Origin of the sequence: Streptomyces sp. ICN903 (genome assembly GCF_022015835.1) — a bacterium.
In the GTDB taxonomy this organism is placed as follows: domain Bacteria; phylum Actinomycetota; class Actinomycetes; order Streptomycetales; family Streptomycetaceae; genus Streptomyces; species Streptomyces fenghuangensis.
The window spans coordinates 1-26,843 of the sequence record NZ_JAKMAY010000045.1; the positions used below are offsets into that span (position 1 = coordinate 1).

Below are 26,843 nucleotides of genomic sequence, written 5' to 3' on the forward strand. Positions count from 1 at the left end.
CCCCTGTCCGGCCCCTTGGCCCGCAGCCCCCGCGCCAGCAGCACCAGCGGCGCGGCGAGCGCCGCCACCAGCACCGGGACCCCGGCCGGGAGAACCGGCAGGAGGCCCAGCCCCAGCAGCACCGCGAGCCCGGCCGTGGCACGCTCGGCGGCCGTGCGCAGCATGGGCGCCAGCAGTGCCAGGAAGACGGCCGGACCCGCCGCGTCCAGCCCCCAGGCGGCGGTGTCGCCGAGCGCCGCGGCACCCAGCGCGCCGAGCAGCGTGGTGAGGTTCCACAGCAGGTAGAGGGTGATGCCGGTGACGGCGAACCCGATCCGCGCCGCGCGCCGGTCCCGCTGGGCCAGGGCGACCAGGGAGGTCTCGTCGATGACCAGGTGTGCGGCCGCCGGCCGCACCGCGCGCGGCAGTCGCAGCAGCGAGGACAGCCGCAGTCCGTAGAAGGCGTTGCGGGTGCCGAGGAAGAAGGCGCCGGCCGCGGCGGCGAGCGGGCTGCCGCCCGCGGCGAGCGCTCCGACCAGGGCGAACTGCGAGGCGCCGGTGAAGACCAGCAGGCTGAGCGCGCAGGTCTGCGCGAGGCTCAGCCCGGCTCCGGCGGAGGTGACCCCGAAGGCGAATCCGGACAGGCCCACGGCGACGCCGACGCCGAGGGCGTCGCGGACCACGGTCCTGTCGTCCCCACCTCGGTCGGCGGCAGGCGGTGTGGCGGGGGGCGCCCCCTCCCCGGCCGGGCGGACCCCGGCGGGAAGGGCGCTCTGGATGGTCTGGTTCCTCTCGGGCACGGCGCGATGCTAGGCGCGGCCCTCCCGCCCGGTCTTGTACGTTCTTGCGCGTTCGCGCTGGTAGGCGCCCGGCGGCACGCCGACGATCCGGCGGAAGTGCCGTCCCAGATGCGGCTGGTCGGTGAAGCCGGCGGCGACGGCGGCCTCGGCGGGCGGCACCCCTTCCTCCAGCAGCCGGCGGGCACGACGGACCCGAGCACTGGTCAGCCAGGCGTGCGGCGGCATGCCGTACCGCTCGCGGAAGGCCCGCAGCAGCGAGAACGGGCTCGTCCCCAGTTCCGCGGCGAGCGCCTCCAAGGTAGGCGGGTCCGTCATCCGCTCCAGGAGGATCTCGCGGGCGCGTGCCGCCTTCCACGCACCCGCCGTGCGGACCGTACGCGCGGGAAGCGCGGCGCCGTTGCGGCGCAGCAGCCGGGTGACGACCAACCGCAGCAGGGTGTCGGCGGCCAGGGCGTTGCCCTGCTCCGCGGCCCGGTGCACCTCGGTGATCAGGCGCGCGGCCTCCGGATCGTGCACGACGGGCTCGGCGAAGCCCGCGGCGCCCCGGATGGCCGTCGTCTCCGCGGCGATGGCCGCGACCGTGCGGGAGGAGGGGTAGAGCGTGGCGTACGCCCAGCCCTCCGGAACCCCGGCGCGCGCGGTGTGCGCCACTTCCGGGTTGATCATGACGACGGACCCCGCGCCGGCCCGCTCCACGCCCTGCGGCAGCCCGATCTCCTCGACGCCGCCGGTGACGGCGGCGAGGACGTAGCCGTCGTGGGCGTGCTGGGGAAAGGTGTGCCTTATGTAGCGGGCGCGCAACAGGTCCATATCCGGCAGCCGGTCGTACCGCCAGTGCCGTGCCCACTCCTCCGTGCCCATGCCTTCCATTGTGCGGGGCCCGCGCGAAGCCCCCGCCGGGGCCGGCGCCGGGACCGCCGGCCCGGGGATGTCGCGGGGATGTCAGTGAGGGGGTGCACGATGGAGGCCATGGACCGGTCACCGGCTCTCGACGCCTTCTCCCCCGCGACCCGCTCGTGGTTCGCGGGGGCGTTCCAGGCCCCCACCGCCGCCCAGGAGGGCGCCTGGCGGGCGATCGCCGAGGAACGCGACGTCCTGGTCGTCGCGCCGACCGGCTCCGGGAAGACGCTGGCCGCCTTCCTCGCATCCCTGGACCGGCTGGCCGCCACGCCGCCTCCCGCCGATCCGGTCCGCCGCTGCCGTGTGCTGTACGTCTCACCGCTGAAGGCCCTGGCGGTGGACGTCGAGCGCAATCTGCGCAGCCCGCTGACGGGCATCCGCCAGGAGTCGGTGCGGCTCGGGCTTCCCGAGCCGGACATCCGCGTCGGGGTCCGCTCCGGCGACACCCCGGCCGCCGAGCGCCGCGCGCTGGTCCGGCGTCCGCCGGACATTCTGATCACCACCCCCGAGTCGCTGTTCCTGATGCTCACCTCCGCCGCCCGCGAGGCCCTGCGCGCAGTGGAGACGGTGATCCTGGACGAGGTCCACGCCGTGGCCGGGACGAAGCGCGGCGCCCATCTGGCGCTCTCCCTGGAGCGCCTGGACGAGCTGCTGGACCGCCCGGCCCGCCGCATCGGGCTGTCGGCGACGGTACGGCCGGTGGACGAGGTGGCGCGTTTCCTCTCGCCCCGGCGCGGCGCGCACGTGGTGCAGCCGCCCTCGGGCAAGGAGTTCGACCTGTCGGTCGTGGTGCCCGTGCCGGACATGGGCGAGCTGGGCGGCTCACCGGTGCGGGACGCGGGCGGCGAGGGGCCCGGTGGCCAGGGGGACCGGCCCTCCATCTGGCCGTCGGTGGAGGAGCGGATCGCCGACCTCGTCCAGGCCCACCGCTCCACCATCGTCTTCGCCAACTCCCGGCGCCTGGCCGAGCGGCTGTGCAACCGGCTCAACGAGATCGCCTACGAGCGGGCCACCGGCGAGCCCGTCCCCGAGGGCCACTCGCCCGCCGAACTGATGGGAGGGTCGGGAGCCTCGGGGGGCGCTCCGCCGGTACTGGCCCGCGCCCACCACGGCTCGGTCTCCAAGGAGCAGCGCTCCCAGGTCGAGGAGGACCTGAAGGCGGGCCGCCTTCCGGCGGTGGTGGCCACCTCCAGCCTGGAGCTGGGCATCGACATGGGCGCGGTGGACCTGGTGGTCCAGGTGGAGTCCCCGCCCTCGGTCGCCTCCGGGCTGCAGCGGGTGGGCCGTGCCGGGCACCAGGTGGGCGCGGTCTCGGCCGGAGTGGTCTTCCCCAAGTACCGCGGCGATCTGGTGCAGTCCGCGGTGGTCACCGAGCGGATGCGCGAAGGCGCCATCGAGGCCCTGCGCATCCCCTCCAACCCGCTGGACGTACTGGCGCAGCAGATCGTCGCCATGGCCGCCGTGGACACCTGGGACGTCGACGAGCTGCTCGCGGTCGTGCGGCGCGCCGCGCCCTTCGCCTCACTGCCGGAGTCGGCGTACACCGCCGTGCTGGACATGCTCGCCGGGCGCTACCCGTCCGACGCCTTCGCCGAGCTGCGCCCCCGCCTGGTGTGGGACCGCGTCGCCCACACCGTCGCCGGGCGCCCCGGGGCACAGCGGCTGGCGGTCACCTCCGGCGGGACGATCCCCGACCGCGGGCTGTTCGGCGTCTTCCTCGCCGGCTCCGACCCGAAGAAGGGCGGCGGTCGCGTCGGGGAGCTGGACGAGGAGATGGTCTACGAGTCGCGGGTGGGCGATGTGTTCACCCTGGGCACGACCAGCTGGCGCATCGAGGACATCACCCGCGACCGCGTCCTGGTCACTCCCGCCCCCGGCGTCCCCGGGCGGCTCCCTTTCTGGAAGGGCGACCAACTCGGCCGCCCGCTGGAGCTGGGCCGCGCGCTGGGAGCGTTCCTGCGCGAGATCGGCGGACTGGCCCCGGAAGCGGCCCGGGAGCGGCTGGCGGCGGCCGGGCTGGACGAGTGGGCCGTGGACAACGTCCTGGCCTACCTGGACGAGCAGCGGCAGGCCTGCGGGCACGTCCCCGACGACCGCACGATCGTCGTGGAGCGCTTCCGCGACGAGCTGGGCGACTGGCGGGTCGTGATCCACTCCCCCTTCGGCGCCCAGGTGCACGCGCCCTGGGCGCTGGCGCTGGGAGCGCGGCTGGAGGAGCGGTTCGGCATGGACGCGCAGGTGATGCATGCCGACGACGGCATCGTGCTGCGGCTGCCCGACGCGGACCTGATGGGCTTCGACCTGGGCGAGGAGTTCGGCACGGACTTCGGCGCGGCTCCGGCCCCGGGCCCCGCGAACACCCCGGACCACGACCCCGACCAGCCCCCGGTCGGCGCCGCCGACGTCCTGTTCGACCGGGACGAGGTGGAGCGGACCGTCACCGACCAGGTCGGCGGGTCGGCCCTGTTCGCCTCCCGCTTCCGCGAGTGCGCCGCCCGCGCCCTGCTGCTGCCCCGCCGCGACCCCGGCCGGCGCACCCCGCTGTGGCAGCAGCGCCAGCGGGCCGCCCAACTATTGCAGGTGGCGAGCGAGTTCGGGTCGTTCCCGATCGTCCTGGAGGCGGTGCGCGAGTGTCTCCAGGACGTCTTCGACGTACCCGGACTGGCCGAGCTGATGGGCGATGTCGAGTCGCGCCGGGTGCGCCTGGTGGAGGTCACCACACCCGAGCCGTCCCCGTTCGCCCGCTCCCTGCTGTTCGGATACGTCGCCCAGTACCTGTACGAGGGCGACTCCCCGCTCGCCGAGCGCCGTGCCGCCGCGCTGTCGCTGGACTCCCGGCTGCTGGCCGAGCTGCTGGGCCGGGCCGAGCTGCGCGAGCTGCTCGACCTGGAGGTGCTGGCCGAGCTGGAGCGCGAGCTGCAGTGGCTGCCCGGCGAGGGCTCCGACGGCGAGGCCGGCGGGGTTCCCCGGGTCAAGGACGCCGAGGGCGTCGCCGACGTACTGCGCCTGCTGGGCCCGCTCACCGAGGAGGAGCTGGCCGAGCGGGGCGCCGAGCCGCGGTGGGCGCGGGAGCTGGAGCACGCCCGCCGCGCCATCCGCGTCCGTGTCGCGGGCCGGGAGCACTGGGCGGCGATCGAGGACGCCGGGCGGCTGCGCGACGCGCTGGGCGCGGCGCTGCCCGTCGGCGTGCCCGAGGCCTTCACCGAGCCCGTGGCCGACCCGCTGGGCGACCTGCTGGCCCGGTACGCCCGCACCCACGGCCCGTTCACCACCGCGCGGGCCGCCGGGCGGTTCGGTCTGGGCACCGCGGTCGCCGACGGCGCGCTGCACCGGCTGGCGGCGGCCGGTCGGGTGGTCCGGGGCGAGTTCCATCCTTCGGGGGTCGAGCAGGAGTGGTGCGACACAGGTGTGCTGCGGCGGCTGCGCCGCCGCTCCCTGGCCGCACTGCGCCAGGAGCTGGAGCCGGTGCCGCCCGCCTCGCTCGCAGCCTTCCTGCCCCAGTGGCAGCATCTGGGGACCGGGGCCGGAGGGCTGCGCGGGATCGACGGACTGCTGCGCGCCGTCGAACAGCTCCAGGGCGCCCCCGTGCCCGCCTCCGCCCTGGAGAGGCTGGTCCTGCCCTCCCGGGTGGCCGACTACCACCCGGCGATGCTGGACGAGCTGACCGCCGCCGGCGAGGTCCTCTGGGCGGGCGCGGGCGCGCTGCCGGGCAAGGACGGCTGGATCCGCCTCCACCTGGCCGACGCCGCCCCGCTACTCCTCCCCGACGCCCTCCCGCTGGAGCCCACCCCGCTCCACCGGGCGGTCCTGGAGGCTCTCTCGGGCGGCTACGGCCTGTTCTTCCGGCAGATCGCCGACCGGGTGCGCGCCGACGGACACGAGGCGTCCGACACCGAGCTGGCCGAGGCCGTGTGGGACCTGGCCTGGTCCGGGCGGCTCACGGGCGACACCCTGGCCCCGCTGCGCGCCCTGCTCGGCTCCGGCCGCACCGCGGGGGCCACGGCGCACCGCGCCAGGCGGAGCACCCCCCGTGGCCGGTACGGCTCCCTCTCCTCCCTGTCGCCCACCACGCCGGCCGGTGCGCCCCGCCGTCCCACCGCCTCCCGCGGCGGCCCTCCGACGGTGGCCGGCCGATGGTCGCTGCTGCCCGACCGGGAGAGTGATCCCACCCACCGGGCCCATGCGCTGGCCCGCACCCTGCTGGACCGGCACGGTGTGGTCACCCGGGGCGCGGTCGCCGCCGAGGGGGTCGAGGGCGGCTTCTCGGCCGCCTACCGCGTGCTGTCGGTCTTCGAGGAGAGCGGCCGGGCACGCCGCGGCTACGTGGTGGAGGGTCTGGGCGCCGCCCAGTTCGCCGTGGACGGAGCGGTGGACCGGCTCCGCGCGATCAGCACGGCCCGGGAGAAGCCCGAGGGCTCCCGCCCGCGCACCTCCGTACTCGCCGCCGCCGACCCCGCCAACGCCTACGGCGCCGCCCTCCCCTGGCCCGATCCGCCGTCGGCGGTCCCCGCGGAGGACGGCGGACCGGGCCGGGGCAGGACGGCCGCGCCGCACAAGCCGGGCCGCAAGGCCGGCTCCTTGGTGGTGCTGGTCGACGGCGAGCTCGTCCTCTACCTCGAGCGCGGCGGCAGGACGCTGCTGGCCTGGCGGGCCGGGGGGCCGTCGCTGACCGCCGCCGTCGAGGCCCTGGCCGGGGCCGCGCGCCGCGGAATGCTGGGCACCCTCACCGTGGAGCGCGTCAACGGCTCTCCGGCCCTGACCTCCCCCGTCGGCTCCGCCCTGGAGGCCGCGGGCTTCCACGCCACCCCGCGCGGGCTGCGGCTGCGCGCGTGACGGCCTGACGACCGGCAGCCGACGGCCGGCACGAAAAGCCGCGGGACGCTTGGGGACGGCGAGGGCGGGAAGCGGTCGGGGAAAGCGGAGGCCGAAAGCGACGGACAGGGAAGGACGGCCCGGTGCCCGAGGGAGACACCGTCTGGCGCACCGCCCGGCAACTGCACCGGGCGCTGTCCGGAGCGCCCCTCGTCCGCTGCGACCTGCGTGTGCCCGGGCTCGCCACCGTCGACCTCACCGGGCGCGAGGTGCTGGAGACCGTCGCGCGCGGCAAGCACCTGCTCACCCGCTTCGAGGGAGGCCTGACCCTCCATTCCCACCTGCGGATGGACGGCGCCTGGCGCGTCTACGATCCGGGCCGGCGGTGGAGCGGCGGCCCGGGCCACCAGATCCGCGCCGTCCTCGCCACCGAAGCCCATTCGGCCGTGGGATACCGCCTCCCCGTCCTGGAGCTGCTGCGCACCACCGGCGAGGACAGGGCCGTCGGCCATCTGGGCCCCGACCTTCTGGGCCCCGACTGGGACGGGGCGAAGGCCTTGGGCCGCCTGCTGGCGGATCCCGCCCGCCCCGTCGCCGAGGCGCTGCTGGACCAGCGCAATCTGGCCGGGATCGGCAACGTCTACGCGGCGGAACTCTGCTTCCTGGTCAGGGTGACACCCTGGCTGCCGGTCGGTGACGTCCCCTCCCCCGAACGCCTGACGGCCCTGGCGAAGAAGCTGCTGGAGGTCAACAAGGACCGCACGCTCCGCGTCACCACCGGCGACGTGCGCGCAGGCCGGAACCTGTGGGTGTACGGCCGTGCGGGCAAACCGTGCCCGCGCTGCGGTACGACCGTCCGCGTCCGGGTGCCCGGACCCTCCACCGCCCAGCGCGTGGCGTACTGGTGTCCCGGCTGTCAGACGGGACCCCCTCCCCCGTCTGCCTGAAGGGCGGCTCCGCCGGGAAAGGCGCCCGGACAGCCGGTCCGGCGACGCACAGCGCCGCGGCTCTGTCCTGCGACGCAACGGGCCCGGCCCGGACACGTCTGCCGTGTCCGGGCCGGGCCCGTTGTGGCTCCCTTGCAGAGTACGCCCGTTACCGCACGGCTCAGGCGGCGACGACGTCCACGGCCTCCGCCGGCGCCTTGATGGTCACCCGCTCCCCCGACCGCTCCGTGACGGACGTCACGGTCACCGGGTTGAGAACGGGACGGCGCATCGGCGCGGGGACCGTGTCGCTCGCCGCGGACTGCGCCAGCTCCGCGAGCGCCAGCTCGTCGCTGACCTCCCGCATCAGCTCGGACATCCGCACGTCCAGCGCCTCGCAGATCGAGGCGAGCAGTTCGGAGGAGGCCTCCTTCTGCCCCCGCTCGACCTCGGAGAGGTAGCCGAGCGACACCCGGGCGGACGAGGAGACTTCGCGCAGGGTACGGCCCTGGCGCTGGCGCTGCCGACGCAGCACGTCACCCAGCAGGCGACGGAGCAGAATCATCGGTGGCTCCCTCCTAGGACCGCTGACCCGGATCCTTCTTGCCCCACCGTACCGCCTCGGGCCGCGGCCGTGCGGGGAGCGATGCTGTGTTCACTCAGGGCTGCAAACATCCATTCCCCCCACTGTGTTCCGTATCCTTTGTCGGCGCATTTTCCATGAGTTCGTTCAGAAGCAGCTGGATGACGGCTCGTACGCTTCCGTCACGGATCTCCGCGCGGTCGCCGTCCAGGTCCAGTCGCAGCGCCACGGGACGGGCGCCCCCACCGGTCCCCTCCGGTCCGGCGACCGCCACGTGGACCAGGCCCACCGGCTTGCCGTCCTGCGGCTCGGGGCCGGCCACCCCGGTGGTCGCCACGCCCCAGTCCGTGCCCAGCACGCGTCTGACCCCGGCCGCCATCTGCCGGGCCACCTCCGCGTCGACCGCGCCCCGCTCCCGCAGCAACTCCCCGTCCACACCGAGGACCTCGTGCTTGACCTCGGTGGCGTAGGCGGTCACCGAGCCGCGCACGGTCGCCGAGGCGCCGGGGGCGGCGGTCAGCTCGGCCGCGACGAGCCCTCCGGTCAGCGACTCGGCCGCGGCGACGGTCTGGCCGCGGTCCGCCAGCAGCTTCAGCGCCTGCGCGGTGATCTGCCTGGTCTCGTCGGCGGCGCCGTCGGGGCCGGGTCCGGGCTCTGCCTCCCGCTCACCGCTCATCGGCGCGCTCCCCCGCCAGACCGGCCCGCCGCAGGACCAGTGCCTGCCGTACGTAGTCCAGCCCGGTGCCGACCGTCAGCACCACGGCCGCGGCCATCACCCACCAGCGCAGCGTGGCGAGCGGCCCGGTCAGGACCAGGATGTACATGCCCACGGCGACGCCCTGGGTGAGCGTCTTCATCTTCCCGCCCCGGCTGGCCGGGATGACGCCGTGCCGGATCACCCAGAAGCGCATCAGGGTGATGCCGATCTCCCTGAAGAGGATCACCCCCGTGACCCACCAGGGCAGGTCGGAGAGCGCCGACAGGCAGATCAGCGCCGCGCCCATGATCGCCTTGTCCGCGATCGGGTCGGCGATCTTGCCGAAGTCGGTGACCAGGTCGTACCGCCGCGCCAGCTCGCCGTCGAAGAGGTCGGTGATCATCGCGATGGAGAAGGCCGCCCAGGCGAAGGAGCGCCAGGCGGGGTCGTGCCCTCCGTCGGCGAGCATCAGGAACACGAATGCCGGCACCAGGAGCAGCCTCACCATGGTGAGGATGTTCGCGATGTTCCACAGGCTCACCGCGCGGACCGCGGTGGCCTTCCGCTGCGCCATGGCTCCACCACCCGCTGCTGAGGCCGGGATGTCCGTCATGCCCCCGCCTCCTCACTCTCGGAGCACCCCCAGACGACGTCCGGGGGCGGCTCGGCAACGAGATCCACACCCTCGGTCGCCACCACCTTCGCTTCGACCATCTGTCCCACGGAGAGCTGCGAGGAGCCGGCGAGGCCGGCCAGGAGCGTCTGCCCGTCGGTCTCGGGGGCCTGGTGTGCCCCGCGCCCGACCGGGCCGTCCTCGCCGTCCACCGACTCGACCAGTACCCGTACGGTCTCGCCGACGCGCTCCTCCGCGCGCTGCGCGGTCAGCTCCTCGGCGAGCCGCGAGACGTGGTCCAGCCGCTCGGCCACCGTCTCGGGGTCGGTCTTGTGCTCGTAGGTCGCCGCTTCGGTACCCTCCTCGTCCGAGTACCCGAAGACTCCGATCGCATCCAGCCTGGCCGCGACGAGAAAACGCTCCAGTTCCGCGAGGTCCGCCTCGCTCTCGCCGGGGAAGCCGACGATGAAGTTGGAGCGGACGCCCGCCTGCGGCGCCCTGGCACGGATGGTGTCCAGCAGTTCGAGGAAGCGGTCGGTGTCGCCGAAGCGCCGCATGGCGCGCAGCACGCCCGGGGCGGAGTGCTGGAAGGAGAGGTCGAAGTAGGGGGCGACCTTCTCCGTCCCGGTCAGGACGTCGATCAGTCCGGGCCGCATCTCGGCGGGCTGCAGATAGCTCACCCGGATCCGCTCGATGCCGTCCACCGCGGCCAGCTCCGGCAGCAGCGTCTCCAGCAGGCGGATGTCGCCGAGGTCCTTGCCGTAGGAGGTGTTGTTCTCGGAGACCAGCATGATCTCCTTCACCCCCTGCTCCGCCAGCCAGCGGGTCTCGCCGAGCACGTCCGAGGGGCGCCGGGAGACGAAGGCCCCGCGGAAGGAGGGGATGGCGCAGAACGAGCACCGGCGGTCGCAGCCGGAGGCCAGTTTCACCGAGGCGACCGGGCTGCTGTCCAGCCGCCTGCGCAGCGGCGCCCGCGGGCCCGAGGCCGGGGCCACCCCGTCGGGCAGGTCGGCGGGGGCCGAGGCGGCCGCTGCGGCGTCCCCGTGGCCGGGCAGCGCGACGGCGGCGCCCTGCCGCTGCGCCGGGCTGACGGGCAGGAGCTTGCGGCGGTCCCTGGGGACGTGGGGGACGTGGGTGCCGCCGGAGAGGATGGTCCGGAGGCGGTCGGAGATGTCGGTGTAGTCGTCGAAGCCGAGCACCCCGTCGGCCTCCGGCAGCGCCTCGGCCAGTTCCTTGCCGTAGCGCTCGGCCATGCAGCCGACGGCGACCACGGCCTGGGTACGGCCGTGGTCCTTGAGGTCGTTGGCCTCCAGCAGGGCGTCTACGGAGTCCTTCTTGGCGGCCTCGACGAAGCCGCAGGTGTTGACGACGGCGACGTCGGCGTCGGCGGCTTCCTCGACGAGCTCCCAGCCGTCCGCCGCCAGACGGCCTGCGAGCTCCTCCGAGTCCACCTCGTTGCGGGCGCATCCAAGGGTGACGAGGGCGACGGTACGGCGTTCGGGCATGGGCTCAAGACTACTTCGTCCCACCCGGCCCGCCCGCCGCCAGGGTTGTGTCACCCCTGTTCCGGGTCTCCCTTGGTGTAGCTGACGCGCTGCACCTGGCCGACCTCGCCGACCTTGTCGACCTCCTTGCCGTTGACGAAGAGGGTGACCGCGCCGGCGTTGCCGAGCACCAGGTCGATCCGCTTGTCGTCGGTGAAGGTCCTGGAGTCGCCGTCCTGCAGGACACCCTCCTCCAGCAGCCGCCCGTTGTGAGCCTCGGCGGAGAACCAGCTCTTGCCGTCCTCGGCGACCAGCTTGATCGTCACCTTGTCGGCGGGCGCGGCGGCGATGGCGCTCTCGGAGACGGACGGTTCCGGATCGGGCTCGGGATCGGCGGGCTTGGCCGGGTCCGGCTCGCCGGCGGGATCCTGTGACGGACCGTCCTGGGCCACCGGGGTGCGCGCCGACTCGTCGCCGCCGCTGAAGAGGGTGAAGCCGACGAAGCCGACCACGGCCACGATCGCGGCGACCATGGCGGCGGTCCAGTTCGGACGGCTCGGCTCGGGCCGGATGCGTTCGGCCTCGAAGAGGGCGGCCGCGGGAGTGGGCGCCGGACGGCCGCCGTGCTCGGCGTCGTACTGCGCCACCAGCTCGTCCGGATCGAGACCGACGGCCTTGGCGAGGGTGCGGACATGGCCGCGGGCGTAGACGTCGCCTCCGCACCGGGAGAAGTCGTCCTGTTCGATGGCGTGCACGATCGGGACGCGCACACGGGTGGTCGCACTGACCTCGTCCACCGTCAGTCGCGCGTCGATACGGGCTTTCTGGATCGCCTGACCGACCGAAGGCCGGTCTTCTGGGGGAGAGTTGCCGATGGACACGGGGGCGCCTTTCGAGCGTGTAGCCACCTGCTGGATGTTCAGTCTAGAGGGGGTACGGAAGGGTGGGGCAAGCGGGCGGAGGGAGCCTGTCCGCCATAGGGATGGCCGTTCCGCCCGTTGGTGAACACCGACCGCACCCTCCTCCACGTTGACGTCTTGCCAGGGAAAAGGGTTGCCCAGCTCATCCCTACGAGTGAGTTTCCCCGCGGATCGACGCGAGTACGTCATCCAGGTCGTCGGGTTTGACCAGAACATCCCGCGCCTTGGAACCCTCGCTGGGGCCGACCACCCCGCGCGACTCCATCAGGTCCATCAGCCTGCCCGCCTTGGCGAACCCCACACGCAGCTTGCGCTGGAGCATCGAGGTGGATCCGAACTGCGTGTTGACCACCAGTTCGGCCGCCTGGCACAGCAGGTCCAGATCGTCGCCGATCTCCTCGTCGATCTCCTTCTTCCTGCTCTGCCCGACCGTGACGTCGTCGCGGAAGACCGGGGCCATCTGCTTCTTGCAGTGCGCCACGACGGCCGCGACCTCCTCCTCCGTCACGAAGGCGCCCTGCATACGGGTGGGCTTGCCCGCCCCCATCGGCAGGAACAGCCCGTCGCCCTTGCCGATCAGCTTCTCGGCGCCCGCCTGGTCGAGGATGACCCGGCTGTCGGCGAGCGAGGAGGTGGCGAAGGCCAGGCGCGAGGGCACGTTCGCCTTGATCAGACCGGTGACGACATCGACGGAGGGGCGCTGGGTGGCCAGCACCAGATGGATGCCCGCCGCCCGCGCGAGCTGGGTGATCCGCACGATCGCGTCCTCCACGTCGCGCGGCGCCACCATCATCAGGTCGGCCAGCTCGTCCACGATGACCAGCAGGTACGGATAGGGGGCGAGTTCCCGCTCGCTGCCCTCGGCCGCCTTCACCTTCCCCGCGCGCACCGCGGCGTTGAAGTCGTCGATGTGGCGGAAGCCGTAGGCGGCCAGGTCGTCGTAGCGCAGGTCCATCTCGCGCACGACCCACTGCAGCGCCTCGGCGGCCTTCTTGGGGTTGGTGATGATCGGGGTGATCAGGTGCGGGATGCCCTCGTAGGCGGTCAGCTCCACCCGCTTGGGGTCCACCAGCACCATCCGGACGTCCTCCGGGGTGGACCGGATCATCACCGAGGTGATCAGGCAGTTGATGCACGAGGACTTTCCGGAGCCGGTCGCACCCGCCACCAGGATGTGCGGCATCTTCGCCAGATTGGCCGTGACGTAGCCGCCCTCGACGTCCTTGCCGAGCCCGACCAGCAGCGGATGGTCGTCGCCGGCGGCCTCCGCCAGCCGGAGCACGTCGCCGAGGTTGACCATCTCGCGGTCGGTGTTGGGGATCTCGATGCCGACCGCCGACTTGCCCGGGATCGGGCTGATGATCCGCACGTCAGGGCTGGCGACGGCGTAGGCGATGTTCTTGGCCAGTGCGGTGATCTTCTCGACCTTCACCGCGGGGCCGAGCTCCACCTCGTAACGCGTGACCGTCGGGCCCCGGGTGAAGCCGGTGACGACGGCGTCCACCTTGAACTCGGAGAAGACGGTCGTCAGCGACTCCACGACCGCGTCGTTGGCCGCGCTGCGGGTACGGCCCGGCCCACCGCGCTCCAGCAGGTCGAGCGAGGGCAGCGCGTAGGTGACATCCCCGGCGAGCCGCAGCTGCTCGGCGCGCGGCGGCAGGGTGTCGGCGGGCGGCTCGGCCGGTGCCTTGGTCAGGTCCGGCACGGAGGCGGTCCGCCCCTTCTCCTCCGTGCTCCTCCGCTCCGCGTCCCCCTGCTCCTGTCCCTGACCCGCGCTGCGCCGCCCGCCCCGGCCGTCCCGCTGGTCGCGGACCGAGCTGGTGAGGTCCGCGACCAGCGGCGAGGGCTGTACGCCGTGCAGGACGGCGTCCTCCAGCTGGGCCGCCGCGGCGGCGGCCACGTCCACCGCGCCGGGAGAGCCGTCCGGGGTACGCGGGGCCCCGGGGGCCCGGCGGGTGCGGCGCCGGCCGTCCAGCGCCTCCTTCTCGGCCTGGAAAGCGTCGTCACCGTCCTTGCGCAGCCTCGCCCGCCGCGGCCGGGGTTCCTCATCGCCGTACGCGTCGCGGTCGCCGTAGCCCCCCGGCCCGCCGCCGGGACCGGCGTCCTCCGCCACCAGCCCCAGTCGCATGCCCAGCTGGCGCAGCCGCTGGGGAACGGCGTTGACGGGGGTGGCGGTGACGACGAGCAGCCCGAAGACGGTCACCAGCAGCAGCAGCGGTACGGCCAGGGCCGCGCTGACGGTGAGCACCAGCGGCTGGGAGACCGCCCAGCCGATCATGCCGCCCGCGTCCCGTACCGCCTCGTGGCCCTCGCCCCGCCCCGGCGAACCGCAGGCGATGTGCACCAGCCCCAGTACACCGACGGCCAGGGCGGACAGCCCGATGACGATGCGTCCGTTGGCCTCCGGCTTCTCCGGGTGCCGCATCAGCCGCACCGCGACGGCGCCCAGCAGCACCGGCGCCACCAGGTCCATACGGCCGAAGGCCCCGGTCACCAGCATCTCGACCAGTTCGCCCACCGGCCCCTGCAGGTTGGACCAGGTGCCGGCCGCGATCACCAGGGCGATGCCCAGCAGCAGCAGCGCCACCCCGTCCTTGCGGTGCGCCGGATCCAGTCCCCTGGCCCCGCGGCCTATGCCGCGCAGCAGCGCCCCGACGGTGTGCGCGACGCCGAGCCAGACGGCCCTGACCAGCCGGAAGATCGCGTTGGTGGGAGACGGCGCGGGTCTGGGCGGAGCCTTCGCCGCCGTCTTCCTCGCCGCCTTTCCGGCCGCCGCCTTCCGGGGCGCGGCAGGCCTCGGTGCCGGGGCCTTCCTGGCGGGAGCCTTCTTGGCGGGCGCCTTCTTGGCAGCCTTGCCGGACGTACGTGAGGCCATGGTGCCGAGATTACCCGCGAGAGCCCCTCAAGACACGGACGCCCGTGCGGTCGGCGGGAAGGGGGCGCCCGGCCCGCGGCACGCCGGATCCGACCATGTGACGCCCTGTCGGAAGCGCCCGTCCGTCTGGCGGCGGGTCAGTTCTGCGACGGAAGCGAGGCCGACCGGCCGTCGTTGCCCGGCTCCAGTGCGTCCAGCGCCCGCCGCAGACCGGTGAGCTTGCGCTCCAGGTGGGCGGCCGTGGCGACGGCCGCGGTGTCCGGGGATTCGTCCAGGTGCTTGGACAGCGCCTCGGCCTGCTCCTCCACCGCCGCCAGCCGCGCGGAGAGTTCGGCCAGCAGGCCCGAGGGCTCCGCCGCCTTGTCGCCGTCCTCGCCGGAGTGCCGGCCGTCCAGTTGCAGCCGCAGCAGGGCGGCCTGCTCACGCAGCTGAACGTTCTTCATGTACAGGTCGACGAAGACCGACACCTTCGCACGCAGCACCCACGGGTCGAACGGCTTGGAGATGTAGTCCACCGCGCCGGCCGCGTAACCGCGGAAGGTGTGGTGCGGACCGTGGTTGATGGCCGTGAGGAAGATGATCGGGATGTCCCGGGTACGCTCCCGCCGCTTGATGTGGGCGGCGGTCTCGAAACCGTCCATGCCCGGCATCTGCACGTCCAGCAGGATGACCGCGAAGTCGTCCGTGAGCAGCGCCTTGAGCGCCTCCTCCCCTGACGATGCCCGCACCAGCGTCTGGTCCAGCGCGGAGAGGATGGCCTCCAGCGCCAGCAGATTCTCCGGTCGGTCATCGACCAGGAGGATCTTGGCCTTCTGCACCATGGCCCGTCCTCCTCGCCCCGGCAGCGCTCTGGACGCTGCCACCGGCAACGACTCCTTTGCGCCGCCCGTTCCTGTGCCGGTCATGGTAGCCCCACCTCGCGGCCCACCACACCCTGTCACCGAGATGTCACTGTGCACGTACCTGAAACGCTGTGAGAGACCCGAAGGTTCCCCGATTGCAGCATTTCCACACCTAATGCGTCGCACTTCATCGACACGCCGCCGACCACGGAACCATCGCACATCACTCCCCGCGCATCCACCGCGTCATGACGGACAGCAGGTGATCGGTGTCCACCGGCTTGGTGACGTAGTCGGACGCCCCGGACTCGATGCTCTTCTCCCGGTCGCCCTTCATCGCCTTCGCCGTCAGCGCGATGATCGGCAGCCCGGCGAACTGCGGCATCCGCCGGATCGCCGCGGTCGTGGCGTAACCGTCCATCTCCGGCATCATGATGTCCATCAGGACGACCGCCACGTCGTCGTGCTGCTCCAGCACCTCGATGCCCTCGCGCCCGTTCTCGGCGTAGAGCACCTGCAGGCCGTTCTGCTCCAGCACGCTGGTGAGCGCGAAGACGTTGCGGATGTCGTCGTCGACGATGAGCACCTTCTCGCCGTCGAAGGCGCCCCGCGGGCGCTCCTGCGCCCTCTGGACGGTGTCCCGCCACATCTCCGCGCCGCTCTCCGCCTCCTGCGGTACGGACCGCTTCCGCGGCATGGGGGGCAGCTGGCGGCGGCGGGACGCGAGAGCCGCCGCGGCGCGCTCGGCGGCGGGTACGTCCAGAGCTCCGCCCCCCTCCCGGACCGGCTCCTCCCCGTCACCGTGCGCGGCGGACGCGCCGGACCCGGCGGAAGGGGTCGCGGCCCCGCCGCCCGGCCCGCCCCCGGCCGTGTGCGCGGCCTCCGCGGAGCCCTCACCCGGCTGCGGATGGCCCTGGGGCGGCAGGTCGCTGGTCGTCAGGGGCAGGTAGAGGGTGAACGTCGATCCGCGGCCCGGCTCGCTGACCGCGTGGATCTCGCCGCCGAGCAGCCGCGCGATCTCCCGGCTGATGGACAGCCCCAGCCCGGTGCCGCCGTACTTGCGGCTGGTCGTGCCGTCCGCCTGCTTGAAGGCCTCGAAGATCACACGCATCTTGCTCTGCGCGATCCCGATGCCGGTGTCGGTCACCGAGAAGGCGATCAGATCGGAGTCGGCGTCGCGCAGGGAGCCGTGCTCCAGCATCTGCTCCCGGATCGACTCCGGCACGTCCGACCCGGCCGACCGGATCACCAGCTCCACCGCACCGCTGTCGGTGAACTTCACCGCGTTCGACAACAGGTTGCGCAGCACCTGCAGCAGGCGCTGCTCGTCGGTGTGGAGGGTGGGGGGCAGCTCCGGCGAGACCCGCACGGAGAAGTCGAGCCCCTTCTCCGCGGTGAGCGGCCGGAAGGTCGCCTCCACGTAGTCCACGAGCTGCACCAGCGCGATACGGGTCGGGCTGACGTCCATCTTGCCGGCCTCGACCTTGGACAGGTCCAGGATGTCGTTGATCAGCTGGAGCAGGTCGGAACCGGCGCCGTGGATCGTCTCGGCGAACTCCACCTGCTTGGGCGAGAGGTTCCCCTCGGCGTTGTCGGCCAGCAGCTTGGCGAGGATCAGCAGCGAGTTGAGCGGGGTGCGCAGCTCGTGCGACATGTTCGCCAGGAACTCGGACTTGTAGCGCATCGAGACCGCCAGCTGCTCGGCACGCTCCTCCAGGACCTGCCGGGCGTCCTCGATCTCGGAGTTCTTGATCTCGATGTCGCGGTTGGTCTTGGCCAGCAGCTCGGCCTTCTCCTCCAGCTCCTCGTTCGAGGCCTGCAGGGCGCGCTGCCTGCTCTCCAGCTCCACCGACCGCTCCTGGAGCTGCTCGGCCAGCTCCTGCGACTGCCGCAGGAGCACCTCGGTCTTGGTGTTGACGCTGATGGTGTTGACGCTCGTGGCGATCATCTCGGCGATCTGGCTCAGGAAGTCCTTCTGGATCTGGGTGAAGGGCTGGAAGGTGGCCAGTTCGATGACGCCGAGCACCCTTCCCTCGAAGAGCAGCGGCAGCACGATCACCTGGGCGGGCGGCGCCTCGCCGAGCCCGGAGGCGATCTTCAGGTAGCCGGGCGGCGCGTGCTCGACGAGGATCGTGCGCTTCTCGTCGGCCGCGATGCCCACCAGGGACTCGCCGGGCAGGAAGGTGGTGGGCATGGTGCCCGGGGAGTAGCCGTAGGTGCCGATCATCCGCAGCTCGTACGAGCCGTCCTCGCTCGCCCCCACTCCGAGCTCCGGGCCGCCGCCGGTCGGGGCCGCGACGAAGAAGGCGCCGTGCTGGGCGGAGACCACCGGGGTCAGCTCGCTCATGATCAGCCGTGCCACGTCCTCCAGGTCGCGGCGGCCCTGCATCAGACCGGAGATACGGGCGAGGTTGCCCTTGAGCCAGTCCTGCTCCTGGTTGGCGAGCGTGGTCTCGCGCAGTGTGGCGATCATGGTGTTGACGTTGTCCTGGAGCGCCAGGATCTCGCCGGCGGCGTCCACGTCGATCTTCACGTTGTGGTCGCCGCGGGTCACCGCGGCGGCGACCGCCGCGATGGCGCGCACCTGGCGGGTCAGGTTGCCCGCCATCTCGTTCACCGACTCGGTGAGGTCCTTCCAGGTGCCCGAGACACCGTCCACCCGCGCCTGACCGCCCAGCTGCCCCTCGGTGCCCACCTCACGGGCCACCCGGGTGACCTGCTCGGCGAACGAGGACAGCTGGTCGACCATCGTGTTGATGGTGGTCTTCAGCTCCAGGATCTCCCCGCGCGCGTCGATGTCGATCTTCTTGGTGAGATCGCCCTTGGCGATCGCGGTGGTGACCATCGCGATATTGCGCACCTGGCCGGTGAGGTTGGAGGCCATGGAGTTCACGGACTCCGTCAGGTCCTTCCAGGTGCCCGACACCCCGGGCACCCGCGCCTGGCCGCCCAGGCTTCCGTCGGTGCCCACCTCGCGCGCCACCCGCGTGACCTCGTCGGCGAACGACGACAGGGTCGTCACCATGGTGTTGACGGTGTCGGCGAGCTGGGCGACCTCGCCGCTGGCCTCCACGGTGACCTTCTTGGTCAGGTCGCCGTTGGCGACCGCGGTGGCGACCTGCGAGATGTTGCGCACCTGACCCGTCAGGTTGGACGCCATCAGGTTGACGTTCTCGCTCAGGTCCTTCCAGATGCCGGTGACGCCCGGCACATGGGCCTGGCCGCCGAGGATGCCCTCGGTGCCCACCTCGCGCGCCACCCGCGTGACCTGCTCGGCGAACGACGACAGCTGGTCCACCATCGTGTTCACGGTCGTCACCAGGGCGAGGATCTCCCCCTTGGCGTCGACGGTGATCTTCTTGGACAGGTCGCCCCGCGCGACCGCGGTGGTGACCTCGGCGATGTTGCGCACCTGCGATGTGAGGTTGTTCGCCATGCCGTTGACGGACTGGGTGAGGTCCTTCCAGGTGCCGGAGACCCCCTCCACCTCGGCCTGGCCGCCGAGGATGCCCTCGGTGCCCACCTCGCGCGCCACCCGCGTGACCTGCTCGGCGAACGACGACAGCTGGTCCACCATCGTGTTGAGGGTGTTCTTCAGCTCCAGGATCTCGCCGCGCGCGTCCACGTCGATCTTCTGCGACAGGTCACCGCGCGCCACCGCCGTCGCGACCTGGGCGATGTTGCGCACCTGGGCCGTGAGGTTGCCCGCCATGCCGTTGACCGAGTCGGTCAGGTCGCGCCACACCCCGGCCACACCCGGCACCTGCGCCTGACCGCCCAGCCGTCCCTCGGTGCCCACCTCGCGGGCGACCCGGGTGACCTGGTCGGCGAAGGCGGAGAGCTGGTCGACCATCGTGTTGATGGTGTTCTTCAGCTCCAGGATCTCGCCGCGCGCGTCGACCTCGATCTTCTGCGACAGGTCACCGCGCGCCACCGCCGTCGTCACCTGGGCGATGTTGCGCACCTGGGAGGTGAGGTTGCCCGCCATGAAGTTGACGGAGTCGGTCAGGTCCTTCCAGGTGCCCGAGACACCGTCGACCCGCGCCTGACCGCCCAGCCGTCCCTCGGTGCCCACGTCCCGGGCCATCCGGGTCACCTGCTCGGCGAACGAGGACAGCTGGTCGACCATGGTGTTCACGGTGTTCTTCAGCTGGAGCATCTCGCCGGAGACGTCCACCGTGACCTTCTGCGACAGGTCGCCGTTGGCGACCGCCGTCGTCACCTGCGCGATGTTGCGGACCTGGCCGGTGAGGTTGCGGAACGCGGTGTTCACCGAGTCCGTGAGGTCCTTCCAGGTCCCCGCCGCACCCGGCACCTGCGCCTGACCGCCCAGCTCGCCCTCGACACCGACCTCCCGGGCGACCCGGGTGACCTCGGAACCGAAGGCGGAGAGCTGGTCCACCATGGTGTTGACGGTGTTCTTCAGCTCCAGCATCTCGCCGGAGACGTCCACCGTGACCTTCTGCGACAGGTCGCCGTTGGCGACCGCCGTCGTCACCTGCGCGATGTCCCGCACCTGCGCCGTGAGGTTGCGGAACGCGGTGTTCACCGAGTCCGTGAGGTCCTTCCAGGTCCCCGCCGCACCCGGCACCTGCGCCTGACCGCCCAGGACACCCTCGGTGCCGACCTCGCTGGCCGCGCGCGTCACCTCGTCGGCGAACGTCCGCAGCGTCTCGGTCATCGTGTTGATGGTGTCGGCGAGCTGCGCCACCTCGCCGCGCGCGTTCACCGTGACCTTCTGCGACAGGTCGCCGTTGGCGACCGCGGTGGTCACCCGTGCGATCTCACGCACCTGGGATGTGAGGTTGCCCGCCATCGTGTTGACGGAGTCGGTCAGGTCCTTCCACACACCGCCGGCACCCGGCACCCGCGCCTGGCCACCCAGCTGGCCCTCGGTGCCCACCTCGCGTGCGACGCGCGTCACCTCGGACTGGAAGGCGGAGAGCTGGTCCACCATCGTGTTGACGGTGTTCTTCAGCTCCAGCATCTCGCCGGCCACGTGCACGGTGACCTTGCGTGACAGATCGCCCTTGGCGACCGCGGTGGTCACCAGCGCGATGTCGCGGACCTGGGCGGTCAGCCTGGACGCCATCGTGTTGACGGAGTCGGTCAGGTCCTTCCAGGAGCCGGACATGCCGCGCACCCGCGCCTGACCGCCCAGCTTCCCCTCCGTGCCCACCTCGCTGGCGACACGCGTCACCTCGTCGGTGAACGTGGAGAGCTGGTCGACCAGCCCGTTGACGGTGCGCCCCACCTTCAGGAACTCGCCCCGCAGCGGGTGCGTCGCCCCGCCCGGGCCCTGGACCCGCAGGTCCATCCGCTGCTCCAGATCGCCCTCGGCCACCGCCGACAGCACCCGGCCGACCTCGGAGACGGGCCGCACCAGATCGTCCACCAGCGCGTTCGACGCGTCGATGGCGGTCGCCCAGGCCCCCTCGCAGGCCCCGGTCTCCAGCCGCTCGGTCAGCTTGCCGTCCTTGCCGACCACCCTGCGCACCCGGGCCAGCTCACTGGTCAGATGGAGGTTGCGGTCGGCGACCTCGTTGAAGACCGCGGCGATCTCGGCCATCGGGCCGTCGCCGGCGACGGTGAGGCGCTTGCGGAAGTTCCCGTCCCGCATCGCCTCCAGGGCGGTCAGCAACCGGTTGACCGCGGCCGCCTCAACCTCGATCACCCCGTTTGCCCGAGACCGTCCGCTTCTCGTGCGCGTGCTGGCGCCTCGCGCCGCTCCGCCAGACTGCACCGTGTCCCTCCCGCTGGGTCGAACGTTCCGCCCGGGCATTCACTTCGAGCCTTCCCAGTGTTTCACCATGGTGGAACCAGGCGATAACAGTTCGGCAGCATCGCACACCACCGACTGAACGCCTCAAGGGGGAAACACCCGCATCCGGGGCCCGCCGGTACTGCGAACGTAAGTAACCTGGCATCCGGCTGTCCATCCGCTCCGGCCCGCCGGGCGCGAAGGACACGTGGTCACGACGGGTATTCGAAGGGGCGCTGCGGTGGACGAGGCGAGTGCCGGGCAGCGGCTGGCCGCGGCGGTGGGCGCCCAGCGGGGCCCCCTGCCGCCCGCGCGTACGGACGGCGACGACAGATCCATGGGGAGAACAGTGATCACGGCGCGAGCAGCGGCCACCTTCGAGCCGGTCGGACGCTCGGTCGCGAGTGCCCGCGCCTTCGTGCGCGACACCCTCCAGGGCTGGGGCCTGGCCGACATCGTCGACGACGCCGTCGTCCTCACCAGCGAGCTGGTCACCAACGCCGTCGTCCACGCCGGCACGGCCGCCGACGTCCTGTGCCTGCGCGACGGCGACGCGGGCGTGCGCGTGGAGGTCGCCGACCACTACCCCGACCGCGGGCTGCCCGTCCAGGACCTGGGCCACCACTTCGGCGACCCCGACCGCGAGGGCGGCCGCGGCCTGCTGCTGTGTGCCTCGCTCGCCGACCGCTGGGGCGTGGAGTACACCGCCGTCGACAAGCGCGTCTGGTTCCGCCTGGAGCTCCCCGAACGCCCGGTCGGCACCCGCAGCGCCGGTCCCGTCCTCCCCGACAGCGCCCTGCCCACCACCGACACCCGGGTCCGTGTCGCCGTCCTGCAGGTCGACCGCTCCGGTGCGGTCTCCGCCTGGAACGACGACGCCCGTGAGCTGTTCGGCTACACCGCCGAGCAGATCACCGGCAAGCCGCTGACCGACCTCGCCGCCTGGCCCCACACCCCCGGCATCGGCACCGGGATCGCCGAGGCCCTGGCCCTCTCCCGCTGGGAGGGCTCGTACGGCATCCGCGGCTCGGACGGCCGCACCGTCCCGGTCTACGCCTCCCACCTGCGCGTACGCGACGCCGACGGCGAACCGTCCACCGTCTGCCTGCTGGTGCGCGACCACGAGCGCGCGGTGCTGCAGTCCCCCGCGCGCGGTACGGCGTCCGACTCCACCGGCGCCCCGGAGAGCCGCGACCGGGCCGGCGCCGACCCCTTCGAGACCTTCATCGGCTCCCCTCCCCCGGACGACCTCGACGGCCTCCTCCAGCGCACCGTCGAGCGCGCCCGCGACATGCTCGACGGCGACGCCGCCTTCCTCCTGCTGGCCACGGACGACGAGACCGAGCTGGAGGTCCGCGCCACCACCGGCCTGCCCTCCGCCCGTCAGCGCTTCGCCCGCGTTCCCGTCGAGGCGGGCAGCGGCCGCTACGGCTCGGCCCGGATGCCCTCGGTTCACGAGGACCTCTCCGCGGTCCCCGGTGCGGTCCCCCTTCTGGAGGGAACGGGGATGCGCTCGGTCGTCACCGTCCCGCTGAAGGTCGAGGGGCGGCTGACCGGCTCCCTGGGCGTCTCGGCCGAGGCTCCGGGCCGCTACACCAACGAGGAGGCCCTGCGGCTGCAGTTCGCCGCCGACCGGATCGCGCTCGCGGTGGAGTCCGCGCGCCTGACCGAGCTGGAGCGGCTGCGCCGCGGCTCGCTGTCCTTCCTCGTGGAGGCGTCCGATCTGCTCGCCGGCACCCTCGACCGCGACCAGACACTCGCCCTGATGGCCCAGATGACGGTCCCCACCCTCGCCACCTGGTGCGCCGTCTACACCATCGCGGACCAGTCCTCCGAGCCCGAGCTCTCCTACGTCCTGCACGAGGACGAGGACCGCATCGACGGCCTCAAGGCCCTGCTGTCCAAGGTCCCCCCGCCCGATCCGGTGCCCACCCCCGGCGCACGGGTGTGGAACGCCCCGGGCGACGCGGCGCACTCCGCCGCGCTGCGCACCTCCCTGCGCAGCCTGGGCCTGGACCAGAGCGGCCTCTCCCTCGACCGCCTCCCCGCCTCCATCTCCTCCAACGTCGCCGGCACCACCCTCGCCACCGCCGCCACGGTCGGCGGGGAGACGGTGGTGCTGCCGCTGGTGGCCCGCAACCGCGTCATCGGCATGATCACTCTGGGCAAGCCGACCGAGGAGCGTTTCCGCCAGGAGATCCTGGAACTGGCCGAGGACCTCTCCCGCCGGGCCGCCCTCGCCCTGGACAACGCCCGGCTCTACAGCGAGCGCACGGCCATCAGCCAGTCCCTCCAGCGCAGCCTGCTGCCACCCGAGCTCCCCGACGTCCCCGGCGTCGAGGTCGAGGTCATCTACCGTGCCGCGGGCGAGGGCAACGAGGTCGGCGGCGACTTCTACGACCTCTTCCCCATCCGCGACGGTGCGTACGGCTTCGCCATCGGCGATGTCTGCGGCACCGGCCCCGAGGCCGCGGCCGTCACCGGGCTGGCCCGGCACGCACTGCGCCTGCTGGCCCGTGAGGGCTTCGGGGGCCCGGCCGTCCTGGAGCGGCTCAACGCCGCGATCCTCGACGAGGGCGCCCGCAGCCGGTTCCTGACCCTGCTCTACGGCGAGCTGTGGCCTCAGCCCGAGGGCGGCGCCGTCCTCAAGGTCGTCTGCGCGGGCCACCCTCTTCCGCTCCGCCTGCGCCAGGACGGCACCGTCGAGCCGGCTGCGGAGCCGCAGCCGCTGCTGGGCGTGATGGAGGATCTGGAGCTGTACGAGGAGACCGTCACCCTCGATCCGGGCGATGTCCTGCTGTGCGTCACCGACGGCGTCACAGAGCGCCGTGAGGGCGACCGTATGCTCGGCGACGACGGCCTGGCCGACGTCCTCACGACATGCACGGGCCTGACGGCGGGCGCGGTGGCCGCGCGCATCATGCGCGCGGTGGAGCGTTTCGCCGCCGACGCCCCTTCCGACGACATGGCGATCCTCGCGATGCGCGTCCCCGAGTGACGGTGTGCGCCCCGTGGGAGCGCACACCGAAACGACGAAAGGGAGGAGGCTCCGCCGTACGGCGGAGCCTCCTCCCTTTTCCAGAGCCCCAATACGGAATCGAACCGTAGACCTTCTCCTTACCATGGAGACGCTCTGCCGACTGAGCTATTGGGGCGAGCCAGCGAGATAGATCATACCTGAATCCCGGGACGACTTTGACCACCCGGCCCGTCCGGCTCCCTCCGGGCCTCTCCTCCCTCGCCTCGCTCGCCTTCCGCCGCTCAGCAGGCCGGTTCCATCAGCAGGCCACCCAGCGCGTTGCAGGCCGAGACGATCCGCTGCAGCTCGCGGCGGGTCGTCGACGCCGCCAGCGGCAGCGCCAGGCACTCTCCCACCGCCCGCTCCGTCTCGGGCAGCCTGACATCCGCGCGGAACCCCGGCAGGCGGTGCACAGGCGTCTTCACCGGCACGTGGCACCGCACCCCACGGGCCCGCAGGGCCTGCTTGAAGACATCTCTGTCGGGCCGCCCGTTCCCTGGCACCCGCACCACGTACTGATCGTAGGTGTGACGCGTTCCGGCCGCGGCGCGCGGGACGACCACACCGGTCAGCCTCGCGTTCAGGAACTCGGCGTGCTGCCTGCGCCGAGCGGCTTCCACCGAGGAGACGGCAGCCGGCTCCCCGGGCTCGACCACCTTCACCCCATGGCTCTGCGCCAGCGCGTGCAGACAGACCATGTCGGCGGGGTGCCCGAAGAGGTGTACGGGGACCACTGCGGCGGTCCGCTCGTTCAGCACCGCGGCGACGGAGGCGGGATCGATGCAGAGACTTCCGGGCTCGATGTCGGCGAACACGGGCAGTGCACCGGTCTCCCGTACAGCCGCCGCTACCTCGCTGTCGCAGTACGCGGGCACGATCACCTCGTCCCCGATACCTATGCCCTGCTTCTCGAGCCTGGCTCGCAGCGTGCCGCTCAGCGTCGTCATCCCCATGCCCGAGATGCTGGCGGCATCGCGTGAACTTCCGGTTACACAACACAGAAAGGCCGTGGTCCCCGGAATTAACTCCGGGGACCACGGCCCAATAATTGTTCGGCGGCGTCCTACTCTCCCACACGGTCCCCCATGCAGTACCATCGGCGCTGAGAGGCTTAGCTTCCGGGTTCGGAATGTAACCGGGCGTTTCCCTCACGCTGTGACCACCGAAACACTACGAAACACACCACCGCCGGCCAGGCGGGTCGTGGTCTCAGAACCCACACAGTGGACGCGAACATCTACAGCACAAGCCCTCGGCCTATTAGTACCGGTCAACTCCACCCCTCACGAGGCTTCCATCTCCGGCCTATCAACCCGGTCGTCTCCCGGGAGCCTTACCCCCTCGGTGGGGGTGGGAGCCCTCATCTCGAAGCAGGCTTCCCGCTTAGATGCTTTCAGCGGTTATCCCTCCCGAACGTAGCCAACCAGCCATGCCCTTGGCAGGACAACTGGCACACCAGAGGTTCGTCCGTCCCGGTCCTCTCGTACTAGGGACAGCCCTTCTCAAGACTCCTACGCGCACAGCGGATAGGGACCGAACTGTCTCACGACGTTCTAAACCCAGCTCGCGTACCGCTTTAATGGGCGAACAGCCCAACCCTTGGGACCGACTCCAGCCCCAGGATGCGACGAGCCGACATCGAGGTGCCAAACCATCCCGTCGATATGGACTCTTGGGGAAGATCAGCCTGTTATCCCCGGGGTACCTTTTATCCGTTGAGCGACGGCGCTTCCACAAGCCACCGCCGGATCACTAGTCCCGACTTTCGTCCCTGCTCGACCCGTCAGTCTCACAGTCAAGCTCCCTTGTGCACTTACACTCACCACCTGATGACCAACCAGGCTGAGGGAACCTTTGGGCGCCTCCGTTACCCTTTGGGAGGCAACCGCCCCAGTTAAACTACCCACCAGACACTGTCCCCGATCCGGATCACGGACCCGGGTTAGACATCCAGCACGACCAGAGTGGTATTTCAACAACGCCTCCACACACACTGGCGTGCATGCTTCACCGGCTCCCACCTATCCTACACAAGCCGAACCGAACACCAATATCAAGCTGTAGTAAAGGTCCCGGGGTCTTTCCGTCCTGCTGCGCGAAACGAGCATCTTTACTCGTAGTGCAATTTCACCGGGCCTATGGTTGAGACAGTCGAGAAGTCGTTACGCCATTCGTGCAGGTCGGAACTTACCCGACAAGGAATTTCGCTACCTTAGGATGGTTATAGTTACCACCGCCGTTTACTGGCGCTTAAGTTCTCAGCTTCGCGGTGCCGAAGCACCACTAACCGGTCCCCTTAACGTTCCAGCACCGGGCAGGCGTCAGTCCGTATACCTCGCCTTACGGCTTCGCACGGACCTGTGTTTTTAGTAAACAGTCGCTTCTCGCTGGTCTCTGCGGCCACCCCCAGCTCACCGTGCAAGACGGATCACCGGGTGTGGCCCCCCTTCTCCCGAAGTTACGGGGGCATTTTGCCGAGTTCCTTAACCATAGTTCACCCGAACGCCTCGGTATTCTCTACCAGACCACCTGAGTCGGTTTGGGGTACGGGCCGCCGTGCAACTCGCTAGAGGCTTTTCTCGACAGCATAGGATCATCCACTTCACCGTCATCGGCTCGGCATCAGGTCTCA

14 protein-coding genes, 1 tRNA gene and 2 rRNA genes are annotated in these 26,843 nt (G+C 71.8%); 3 read left to right on the top strand and 14 right to left on the bottom strand.

Annotation, left to right across the window (positions count from 1 at the left end; all coding sequences use genetic code 11):
* The coding region (locus L7D48_RS07235) for an AzlC family ABC transporter permease (RefSeq protein WP_374491535.1) at positions 1–779 on the bottom strand (779 nt) is incomplete at its 3' end.
* Between the two features lie 9 nt (positions 780–788).
* Positions 789–1,649, bottom strand: coding sequence for an AraC family transcriptional regulator (locus L7D48_RS07240; RefSeq protein ID WP_237878123.1), 861 nt, complete (start codon positions 1,647–1,649; stop codon positions 789–791).
* Between the two features lie 99 nt (positions 1,650–1,748).
* Here L7D48_RS07240 and L7D48_RS07245 point away from each other — a divergent pair, with 99 nt between their 5' ends.
* Positions 1,749–6,512, top strand: coding sequence for a DEAD/DEAH box helicase (locus L7D48_RS07245; RefSeq protein ID WP_374491539.1), 4,764 nt, complete (start codon positions 1,749–1,751; stop codon positions 6,510–6,512).
* A 122-nt stretch (positions 6,513–6,634) separates the two neighbouring features.
* Positions 6,635–7,438, top strand: coding sequence for an Fpg/Nei family DNA glycosylase (locus L7D48_RS07250; RefSeq protein ID WP_237878126.1), 804 nt, complete (start codon positions 6,635–6,637; stop codon positions 7,436–7,438).
* Between the two features lie 160 nt (positions 7,439–7,598).
* Here L7D48_RS07250 and L7D48_RS07255 read toward each other — a convergent pair whose 3' ends face one another.
* From L7D48_RS07255 to L7D48_RS07290, 8 genes are all read right to left on the bottom strand, one after another.
* Positions 7,599–7,982 carry a helix-turn-helix domain-containing protein gene (locus L7D48_RS07255; protein WP_237878127.1) on the bottom strand — a complete coding sequence of 128 codons (384 nt, stop codon included), beginning with the start codon at positions 7,980–7,982 and terminating at the stop codon, positions 7,599–7,601.
* 94 nt (positions 7,983–8,076) lie between these two features.
* Positions 8,077–8,676 (bottom strand): CinA family protein, encoded by a 600-nt coding sequence (locus L7D48_RS07260; protein WP_237878128.1) that lies wholly within the window; start codon positions 8,674–8,676, stop codon positions 8,077–8,079.
* Positions 8,666–9,310, bottom strand: coding sequence for a CDP-diacylglycerol--glycerol-3-phosphate 3-phosphatidyltransferase (gene pgsA, locus L7D48_RS07265; protein WP_237878129.1), 645 nt, complete (start codon positions 9,308–9,310; stop codon positions 8,666–8,668). The genes L7D48_RS07260 and pgsA overlap by 11 nt, the downstream gene beginning before the upstream one ends.
* Entirely contained in the window at positions 9,307–10,815 is a 1,509-nt protein-coding gene (rimO, locus tag L7D48_RS07270) for a 30S ribosomal protein S12 methylthiotransferase RimO (protein ID WP_237878130.1), read from the bottom strand. Before rimO ends, pgsA begins: the two co-directional genes overlap by 4 nt.
* A 50-nt stretch (positions 10,816–10,865) precedes the next feature.
* The gene (locus tag L7D48_RS07275) at positions 10,866–11,675 is read right to left on the bottom strand and encodes a helix-turn-helix domain-containing protein (RefSeq protein WP_237878131.1); all 810 of its coding nucleotides are present in this window, start codon (positions 11,673–11,675) and stop codon (positions 10,866–10,868) included.
* A gap of 187 nt (positions 11,676–11,862) precedes the next feature.
* A complete protein-coding gene (locus tag L7D48_RS07280) occupies positions 11,863–14,589 on the bottom strand; it encodes a DNA translocase FtsK (protein WP_237878132.1) in 2,727 nt (908 codons plus the stop codon).
* A 137-nt stretch (positions 14,590–14,726) separates the two neighbouring features.
* A complete protein-coding gene (locus L7D48_RS07285; protein WP_237878135.1) occupies positions 14,727–15,410 on the bottom strand; it encodes a two-component system response regulator in 684 nt (227 codons plus the stop codon).
* Positions 15,411–15,654: 244 nt separating this feature from the next.
* Entirely contained in the window at positions 15,655–21,174 is a 5,520-nt protein-coding gene (locus tag L7D48_RS07290) for a HAMP domain-containing protein (RefSeq protein WP_237878133.1), read from the bottom strand.
* 367 nt (positions 21,175–21,541) lie between these two features.
* Between L7D48_RS07290 and L7D48_RS07295 the strand changes: the two genes are divergently transcribed.
* Positions 21,542–24,190, top strand: a complete 2,649-nt coding sequence (locus tag L7D48_RS07295; RefSeq protein WP_374491553.1) for a SpoIIE family protein phosphatase — start codon at positions 21,542–21,544, stop codon at positions 24,188–24,190.
* Positions 24,191–24,274: 84 nt separating this feature from the next.
* Here L7D48_RS07295 and L7D48_RS07300 read toward each other — a convergent pair.
* From L7D48_RS07300 to L7D48_RS07315, 4 genes are all read right to left on the bottom strand, one after another.
* Positions 24,275–24,347, bottom strand: a tRNA-Thr gene (locus L7D48_RS07300).
* Between the two features lie 106 nt (positions 24,348–24,453).
* Positions 24,454–25,164: a DegT/DnrJ/EryC1/StrS family aminotransferase gene (locus L7D48_RS07305; protein WP_374491549.1), complete on the bottom strand. Its 711-nt coding sequence runs from the start codon at positions 25,162–25,164 to the stop codon at positions 24,454–24,456.
* A 97-nt stretch (positions 25,165–25,261) separates the two neighbouring features.
* Positions 25,262–25,378: ribosomal RNA gene (rrf, locus tag L7D48_RS07310) — 5S ribosomal RNA — on the bottom strand.
* A gap of 73 nt (positions 25,379–25,451) precedes the next feature.
* Positions 25,452–26,843: ribosomal RNA gene (locus L7D48_RS07315) — 23S ribosomal RNA — on the bottom strand; the annotation flags it as partial.

Bases quoted from the DNA above. Each gene is read 5' to 3' on its own strand.
- L7D48_RS07240 (WP_237878123.1), bottom strand. From the start codon at position 1,649: ATGGAAGGCATGGGCACGGAGGAGTGGGCACGGCACTGGCGGTACGAC.
- L7D48_RS07245 (WP_374491539.1), top strand. From the start codon at position 1,749: ATGGACCGGTCACCGGCTCTCGACGCCTTCTCCCCCGCGACCCGCTCG.
- L7D48_RS07255 (WP_237878127.1), bottom strand. From the start codon at position 7,982: ATGATTCTGCTCCGTCGCCTGCTGGGTGACGTGCTGCGTCGGCAGCGC.
- L7D48_RS07260 (WP_237878128.1), bottom strand. From the start codon at position 8,676: ATGAGCGGTGAGCGGGAGGCAGAGCCCGGACCCGGCCCCGACGGCGCC.
- pgsA (WP_237878129.1), bottom strand. From the start codon at position 9,310: ATGACGGACATCCCGGCCTCAGCAGCGGGTGGTGGAGCCATGGCGCAG.
- rimO (WP_237878130.1), bottom strand. From the start codon at position 10,815: ATGCCCGAACGCCGTACCGTCGCCCTCGTCACCCTTGGATGCGCCCGC.
- L7D48_RS07280 (WP_237878132.1), bottom strand. From the start codon at position 14,589: ATGGCCTCACGTACGTCCGGCAAGGCTGCCAAGAAGGCGCCCGCCAAG.
- L7D48_RS07285 (WP_237878135.1), bottom strand. From the start codon at position 15,410: ATGGTGCAGAAGGCCAAGATCCTCCTGGTCGATGACCGACCGGAGAAT.
- L7D48_RS07305 (WP_374491549.1), bottom strand. From the start codon at position 25,164: ATGGGGATGACGACGCTGAGCGGCACGCTGCGAGCCAGGCTCGAGAAG.